Origin of the sequence: Rhizobium sp. BK251, from assembly GCF_004345245.1 — a bacterium.
Classification (GTDB): domain Bacteria; phylum Pseudomonadota; class Alphaproteobacteria; order Rhizobiales; family Rhizobiaceae; genus Rhizobium.
Window position 1 is genome coordinate 1 of sequence record NZ_SLUQ01000024.1, and the last position, 7,331, is coordinate 7,331.

Below are 7,331 nucleotides of genomic sequence, written 5' to 3' on the forward strand. Positions count from 1 at the left end.
GTTTCTCCGTGTTAGACAGACGCTCTTGTTGAGCGCACCACGGGTTCGCAATTTCCGAGCCTTTTGTTACGCGACCCGCGATCACTTGTTTGTGACGGTGTCGACAACGTCATCGGATATTCAGAACTGTTGACCAGGTGCGCCGAGCTCATGCGCACGACCCCTGCGAGATCTTGCGGTGGACGTCGAAGATCTACTCAGCGACCAGGGCTCCGGCTACCACAGCTATGCCCAGGGCTCGTAAGATTCACGGTCGCCGAAAATCTTGCGCAAACAGCGCAATCAAATCGTCTCTTCTCCGCTGCCAGTCCCTTACCGCCCAGCGCCCCGTTTGTGCGGTGGTCCAAGAGCAATCAATCGGCCGGATTTTCGAAAATCGCCCAGGAAATATTCTCTGGAATATCCCGCAAAGACGGTCTTTGCCATCTGCGATAGTGTCCTCTCACCATCGCAGGACGTAGCGGCCGACCAGCGCACCGACCACGGCCACGGCAGCGATAGCGATCGGATACCAGAGCATGACGAACAGTGGACTGTCATCGTCGCAGTTTGCCGCGTAGAACGTTCCAGCAATGCCGGCGGCGGCCAACCCGGCGACTGCCCCGGCAAGAGCCGGATGTTGAGGAGCTCCGCAGCGCATCGCGTAAAGAAAGCAGGCAAGGGGAGCGATCGACAGCGAGGGGATGATGGTCAGGCAGAGCCTCGCATTGTGTCCAACCATGTGCGCTTCCCAGCTTGAACCGGGCAGCACCGTCAGCTCAAACATAGCGGCGCCTGCAATCAGCGCGACCGGCAAGAAAAGCCCCATTGCCCACGTACGCACCGATACTCCGGGTTTGCCAATACGGAAGAGGACCGTTCCCGCGCTTGCAGCGAGTGCGATGGTGAAGACGAATTTGAACAGAAAGCGCCCGCTTTCCAAGGCGGTGCCGATATCACTGCGAAGACCGATGAAGCTGAAGAACGCAACACCTGCGATCAATGTGGCAGCGATGGCCGCATGAACGAGCGCTTGATTCAGGCTCACTACAACCGGAGCGTCCTGGGCAAGGAGCGTGATGAGGTCATTGGTCTTCATGGTGTCCGCTCCGAGTAAACCACAGCCAGGGCCTTTAGCGCGCGGTGAAGAGACACCCTGACTGCAACTTCCGTCATCTTCAGCCGGTCGGCGGCTTCCCGCACGCTCGTCCCCTCGATCAAAATCGACTGAACGATCGTCCGTTGCGGGTCCTTGAGCATTGCGAGGATCTGCTCCACGTCCATCCGGTTGCACGCACTCAGGCGCTCGTCGCTCTCCAACGTTGCCTCGACATCCTCCAATGGGATATCGATCCGGCTTCCCTGACGGCGCAGGCTGTCGACCAGCTTGTTTCGCACGAGCGCCGACACCCAGGGGCCTAGCGGCCGGGCGGGATCCCACGTTCCTCGTTTGAGATGGATAGCCAGCAGCACTTCCTGCACCACGTCCTCGGCCTCGCTCGTTGGCGCGCCGAATTGGTCACAACGCCTCCGGGCCATCACCCGCAGGTGCGGGGTGATCGCAGTGAGAAGCTTGTGGTAGGCTCGGCTGTCGCCCGCGATCGCGGACCGCATCCAGCAAGCCCATTCCTCTTCACGCGCCGGGTTTTTCATCCGACATTAACCTCTTCGGATGGCTGACGCCAATTGTTACATCGACAGAGCGCCTATCTGCCGTCACCGGTCGCGACCAAGTGGAGTACGGATCGCCAACAGATCGCTTAAGCAAATGAGTGATCTCACTGTTGCTTCGTTTCTGGCTCAAGGAGATACAGAACAGGCCTTATCAACCCTTCGAGAAGGTCACGCTCAGGCCTTGTCCGCGCCAGCACCCGAATTCCAAGCAGCGTGCTCAAAAGCGTGCGCGCCATGTCATCGGCGGGCTGGCGCCTGCTGATCGTTCCGTCATTCTGGCCAGCTTGCACACAACGGCGAAAGAACCCCTCTACCTGCAGAAGCACCTCGCCCACGACGCGTTGGAATTCGGGATCATGGGGCGCGACCTCGAGCGCTGAGTTGACGAGCATGCAACCCTTCCGCTTTGTGTCGCTCAGCGAACGCTCGATGATCTCGTCGAAAAATGCGCTGATCGCCTCACGTGGCGGCAACTTCTCGAAACGCCCGACCCGGTCGCCGAAGCTCAGCTGCACATAAAAGTCGAGCGCTCGACGGTACACGGCCCTCTTGTCGCCGAAGGCATTGTAGACGCTTGCCGTGGTAAGACCCATTGCCTGGGCCAGGTCTCGCATCGAGGTCGTCTCGTATCCCTGCTCCCAGAACAGCTCGATCGCGCGCAGAAGCACCTGTTCTTCGTCGAATTCTCTTGGGCGGGCCATTGCTGCGTCTCTTAAAAATCTGATCAGCGGGGCGAAGGATTGTCGAGCTTGCAAATGATTTTAGAACAAACGAGTTAAAACTCAATAGCCGCCATCGACAGCCGCAGCGCCCTGGCGATGAAGCTGGAGTTCGAAGAAGCCGTCAGCAGCCATTCCGCACTCTAGTATCGAGGAGAGGAGACATGACCGACCGCCATCACCGCCGGCCGCCAGCGGTCGAGCGGGTTGGACGCTAATGCATCGCCAATTTCACCGAAGCGAATACCGGCACGCCCGTTACAACGGAAACCATTCGGCACAAAAAGACACGACGCTGAAATAGCGGCGAAATAAATGGCGTTCGTGTCTCACACCTTTAGGAGCCATGAATGCATCCTCTCGCCCAAGGCAAACACTACGCTCGGATCAATGATATCGACCTCTGCTATCACGTTCATGGAGAGGGCCCCCTGGTCTTTGCGACCTCTCCGGGATGGGGAGTTGGCGCTGGCTATTTGCAACGCGGTTTCGAACCGCTTCTCGACCGGTTCAAGGTCGTCTTCATTGACACGCGTGGAAGCGGAGGCTCGAGCTGGCCCGAAAGCGACGAGACGATGGGAAGCAGCAATATGGCTGACGACATCGAAGCGCTGAGGAAACATTTGCAGCTGGATCAGATCGATCTCCTCGGACACTCGAACGGCGGAGCAATCGCCATCTCTTTCGCGCAGCGGTACGCCCGCCATTGCCGGAAGCTTGTTCTTGTCGACAGCCAGTTAATCGGCTTCAACGCAGAGGATGCTATCAAGAACTTCCTGGTGGGGGCCGCCACAGACACGCGCTACCGGGAAGCCGCAGAATTTGCCGGATTGCCGGTGCCCACGACCGACGAGGAATTTACGGCCTGGTTGCTGAAGCTGATGCCACTCTATTTCAACGACCCATCACGGCATATGCAGACCTTTGTCGACACGCTTGACGGGCAGGTCCATGCCGCCGCCTTCCACGCGCAGAACGCCATTGACGACCAGCCCGGTCATGCTCAGGCGCCCCTGTTGTCGCATATCTTGGCGGAGACGCTTGTCATGGTCGGAAGGCATGATTGGGTATGTCCGCCTATTGTCTCGCAAGAGATCGCCGCAGGCATTCCAGACGCTCGGCTTGTTATTTATGAAGATACGGGCCACATGCCCTGGGTCGAAGAGAGGGAGCAGTTCTTTGCCGACCTCCGAGAATTTCTTCTCCGTGGCCGCATAGCCGGTCATTGGTCCGGCGAGGCACCGGCAACAGCGCGTTGATTGCATTCAAGGCCATCTATACGCGCTGGCCGACAAGCCCAAACATCCTTGGACCAATGGGCAGGTCGAGCGGATGAATCGCACCATCAAGGCTGCCATCAGAGAACGGTGGTCGAATGGCCAGGCTGATGAGCAGGCAAGGAGGCACGGTCATCAATTCGGTGCGCCAACAAGCGAGACCGAGGACTTGCCGGAGGAAGTGCTGTTGGCAATCCACCTCAAGAGAAGAACGTGGGACCCTCCCGACCGCTGGATCATGGATTTCGACACTGGTGCGAAACAAGCTTGTCGACAGTCTAGGTCGCGTAGGCGCCGGATATAGGACAGAGTGAATCTGGACGACCGCACTATATCCACGCAAGACACGCGGGAGCGCGTGTCTTTTGGCGTTTCTTCAGCAAATAGTGATGTTCCTGTCTCGGCCCGTGAGTGTCGCGCCATGTGGGCTTCCCCATCTGTATAGGCAACAACTGCCTCACCTAGCCGGGGGAAGGCATGCTGAAGATCGTGTCGAGCACGCCATAATCCTTGTAGCCGAGCCGCGAGATGACCTGCCGCGCCGATAGGTCAATTCGACCGTCGACGATGATCGCATCATCGATATGAATCCCGACCACCTCGCCGATCACGATTGCACCCGCCATCCTCTCTCCGGCAGCGGTTTCTAACGGCACGGACTTTACCCAGCGGCATTCCAGCGCTGCGGCCGCCGCTGCCACCCGCGGCGGCTTGACAAGCTGCGACGGTTTCATCTCGAGCCCGACAAGCTCAGGTTCACTGATCTCAGGGCTCACCGAGGCCGAGGTGGCGTTCATTTTCTCGCGCAGATCCCAAGTTACGAGATTGACCACGAAGTCGCCCATCGCCTCAGCATTGCGCTGGGAATCCTTCGGTCCGACGGGCGCGAACAACACCATGGGAGGCTTGTTGGATACAGCGTTGAAATAACTATAAGGCGCCAAATTGACCACGCCCTCCCTGGAAATCGTGCTGATCCAGCCGATAGGGCGCGGCACCACCAGCGCATTGAACGGATCGTGCGACAGGCTATCGTTGCGCTGCAGAGGTTTATAATACATGAGCTTGAAACCCTCTCTTCTAAACAAGACTAAATTGGTTTTAAGGGTCCTGATGTCGGACAGTGGAAGGCATCACGAGCTTCTCAAGCGCAACAGAACCGACGGATCAGCACGACGAGCCGCGATACCCATGGGGACGGACGTTCCGGGGCTGCCGATTCAAAAAGGAACAATCCCCCGGTGTCGGCCAACGCACTGCTGACGGCGAAGTACCGCTCGCTTGCGATTGTCGTTTCGATATCAATCCGAACCGGATAGAGGCGAAGAATCCGGCCCTGCGATCAACGTCGCCGCGATCGCAGCATGAGCAAGCACTTGATAAAGGCTATGCGAACAGGGGCGTCCCGAGCGAGAAGCGTAATAGGACCGTCTGTTGTCATGTCGTGTGGTTCGAGTACACCGCAGCCAGCGCCTTCAAAGCACCATGCTGACACGCCCGGACCGCAACCTCTTTCATATTTAAACGATCGGCCCTACGCGGCACGGCTTTTCAAGCTCGTTGCGAGAAGATGATCGATCGACAATTTGCCCGGGCCCCATGCCATCAAAGAGAGCGCCATCGCCGCCCAGGTGATATGGATCGGCCATCCGTCGGGCACGGTCAATTCGACAATCAAAGTCATGAATAGCAACCCGGTCGCCGCAAACCGGGTGCCGAGGCCCAGAACCAGCAGAATAGGAAATGTAATCTCCGCGCAACCAGAGAGAAAAGCCATGGTCGCCGGCGCCGGATAGGGATAGGGACCACCCGGCAGATGCAGCATGAACTCATCCGTGAACAGGGTGATCGCCGTATCATTCAGTTGCAGGAAGCCGTCCCATTTGAGAATACCGGACTTCCAGAAGGGTACGGAAAGGGCGAAACGCATAACGGCCTGGACGACAGTCGGCTGCGCAACTGTCCGAACGAGGTTATGCGCCATCTCCACGAGTGACACGATCGGCTGAAGCCTGTCTTTGATCGAAGGTTGCTGTGTGGTGGTTGATGTCATCATGCGTCTCCAAGAGTGATGGCAGAAAACACGCCGGCTTCGATCATGCCAGCGACGCTGGCCGCAATGTCGAAGGACGGAGAGGCGTCGACGGCCCTAGCTGCGGCGAGGCCCAAAGGCTCGCCAGAAATGAGGGACATCAGGAACTCCGCGCCACCCGGCGGAAGGTGGTGCACGGCTACCTCCATATCGGGCCGCGTAATCAGCGCGTCCTCCGGGTCGAACGCATCGATCGGATCGACAGGACCGTGGCCACGATTGGCGGCAAAGATTGTCAGCGCCGGATAGTTCGAACGAACGATCTTTGTTGCCGGATGTGCTTTGAACACCAGATCGGCGAGCCGCTCCGGCGGCACGGACGCAAGAATTTCGGCAGCAAGCGGGGCGACATCTGCCGCATGGTAGGCGTCCAGCCAGGCACGCTCGATCCTCGCGATGTCGGCGAGCCAAGGTACGGATCGGGCATACTCGTATTGTTCGATGAAAGCCGGAAAGTCGCGGCCATATTCGAAGAGAAGTGGCGAAGTCGGCGGAGTGGCGCGTAGATGGAAACGCGCCATGGCGCGGAAGAAGTCCGTTCCAGTGCAGCGTTGCACAGCTGGATAAATTCCGGCGAATGCATCGATCAGGCTGACGGTGACGTTGTTGCGGTACACGTTGTAACGCTTGACCGCCCCCTTGCCGTTCGGTCCGATGACGCCCGCGGGCGTCTCGACGTCCGGGTCGGTCAGGGCGGGCGCAAAAGTCGCGACATAAGCGAGCGGTCTTGTGCCTTCGGATGTGGGATCAAGCTGCAGCATGGCTGTGATCCGAAGCATAGTGATCCAGGATCGCCTGGGCGGCGCTCGCTTCGGCACGTAATATCGGCCAATCGGGTATGCTGCTGTCCCATTCGATAAGAGTCGGTATAGGACCACGGCGACTGATGACGATCTGATAGAGTTTCCAGACAGCGTCAGCCACAGGCCCGTCATGGCTGTCGATCAGCAGCAGGTCGCCCTCATCGTCAGCCTGCTCGGCATGGCCGGCAAGGTGAATCTCCCCGACCGCGGCAAGCGGAAAATCGGAAAGGTAGTCCAGCGCCGAAAAGCCGTGATTGGTCGCAGAGACGAAGACATTGTTGACGTCGAGCAGAAGGCCGCAGCCAGTTCGCCGTGCGATGGATCGGATGAAATCGGTCTCGCTCATCGTCGATTCGCGAAAAGTGATGTAGGTGGAAGGATTTTCCAGAAGGATTGGGCGTCCTATGGTGGCCTGCACTTCGTCGATATGATCGCAAACCCTTGCCAGGCTATCCGGCGAATAAGGAAGCGGGAGCAGGTCGTTGAAATAGGTTGTCTGATGTGTCGACCAGGCAAGATGCTCCGACACCAGCGCCGGCTCGTACCGCTCGACGAGGGAACGGAAGCGTTCCAGATGCGCTTTGTCAAGCGGCTGGGGGCCACCGATCGACATGCAGACGCCATGGAGTGACACCGGATTGTCGCGACGTATCTGTTCGAGGATCCGGTGCGGCGGTCCGCCGGCGCCCATATAGTTTTCGGCATGGACTTCGAAGAAGCCGCGCTGCGGGCCTTCCGCGGTAATCGCGGCGAGATGCTCGTGCTTGAAGCTTGTTCCGGCAAGCCC

General features: G+C 58.6%; 8 protein-coding genes. 1 reads left to right on the forward strand and 7 read right to left on the reverse strand.

Going from position 1 to position 7,331, the window contains the following annotated elements:
* Nucleotides 1-442: 442 nt before the first annotated feature.
* From EV286_RS31685 to EV286_RS31695, 3 genes are all read right to left on the reverse strand, one after another.
* On the reverse strand, nt 443-1,078 hold the full coding sequence (locus EV286_RS31685) for an NrsF family protein (RefSeq protein ID WP_132961202.1): 636 nt from the start codon (nt 1,076-1,078) through the stop codon (nt 443-445).
* Nucleotides 1,075-1,632, reverse strand: coding sequence for a sigma-70 family RNA polymerase sigma factor (locus EV286_RS31690; RefSeq protein WP_132961203.1), 558 nt, complete (start codon nt 1,630-1,632; stop codon nt 1,075-1,077). Before EV286_RS31690 ends, EV286_RS31685 begins: the two co-directional genes overlap by 4 nt.
* A gap of 125 nt (nt 1,633-1,757) precedes the next feature.
* Nucleotides 1,758-2,354, reverse strand: coding sequence for a TetR/AcrR family transcriptional regulator (locus EV286_RS31695; protein ID WP_132961204.1), 597 nt, complete (start codon nt 2,352-2,354; stop codon nt 1,758-1,760).
* Nucleotides 2,355-2,722: 368 nt separating this feature from the next.
* On the opposite strand from EV286_RS31695, the gene EV286_RS31700 reads away from it, so the two are divergent.
* On the forward strand, nt 2,723-3,631 hold the full coding sequence (locus EV286_RS31700; protein ID WP_132961205.1) for an alpha/beta hydrolase: 909 nt from the start codon (nt 2,723-2,725) through the stop codon (nt 3,629-3,631).
* 479 nt (nt 3,632-4,110) lie between these two features.
* Here the strand turns inward: EV286_RS31700 and EV286_RS31710 are convergent, their stop codons facing one another.
* The 4 genes from EV286_RS31710 to EV286_RS31730 all read right to left on the reverse strand — a co-directional run.
* Nucleotides 4,111-4,710 (reverse strand): flavin reductase family protein, encoded by a 600-nt coding sequence (locus tag EV286_RS31710; RefSeq protein WP_132961206.1) that lies wholly within the window; start codon nt 4,708-4,710, stop codon nt 4,111-4,113.
* A gap of 473 nt (nt 4,711-5,183) precedes the next feature.
* Nucleotides 5,184-5,702, reverse strand: a complete 519-nt coding sequence (locus EV286_RS31720; RefSeq protein ID WP_132961209.1) for a DoxX family protein — start codon at nt 5,700-5,702, stop codon at nt 5,184-5,186.
* Entirely contained in the window at nt 5,702-6,502 is an 801-nt protein-coding gene (locus EV286_RS31725; protein WP_132961207.1) for a DNA-binding domain-containing protein, read from the reverse strand. Before EV286_RS31725 ends, EV286_RS31720 begins: the two co-directional genes overlap by 1 nt.
* The coding region (locus EV286_RS31730) for a DUF692 domain-containing protein (protein ID WP_132961208.1) at nt 6,489-7,331 on the reverse strand (843 nt) is incomplete at its 5' end. The genes EV286_RS31730 and EV286_RS31725, both read right to left, overlap by 14 nt.

What these genes read in the sequence shown, in the direction of transcription:
- EV286_RS31725 (WP_132961207.1), bottom strand. Translation starts at nt 6,502, where the DNA reads ATGCTGCAGCTTGATCCCACATCCGAAGGCACAAGACCGCTCGCTTAT.
- EV286_RS31700 (WP_132961205.1), top strand. Translation starts at nt 2,723, where the DNA reads ATGCATCCTCTCGCCCAAGGCAAACACTACGCTCGGATCAATGATATC.
- EV286_RS31695 (WP_132961204.1), bottom strand. Translation starts at nt 2,354, where the DNA reads ATGGCCCGCCCAAGAGAATTCGACGAAGAACAGGTGCTTCTGCGCGCG.
- EV286_RS31720 (WP_132961209.1), bottom strand. Translation starts at nt 5,702, where the DNA reads ATGACATCAACCACCACACAGCAACCTTCGATCAAAGACAGGCTTCAG.
- EV286_RS31685 (WP_132961202.1), bottom strand. Translation starts at nt 1,078, where the DNA reads ATGAAGACCAATGACCTCATCACGCTCCTTGCCCAGGACGCTCCGGTT.
- EV286_RS31710 (WP_132961206.1), bottom strand. Translation starts at nt 4,710, where the DNA reads ATGTATTATAAACCTCTGCAGCGCAACGATAGCCTGTCGCACGATCCG.
- EV286_RS31690 (WP_132961203.1), bottom strand. Translation starts at nt 1,632, where the DNA reads ATGAAAAACCCGGCGCGTGAAGAGGAATGGGCTTGCTGGATGCGGTCC.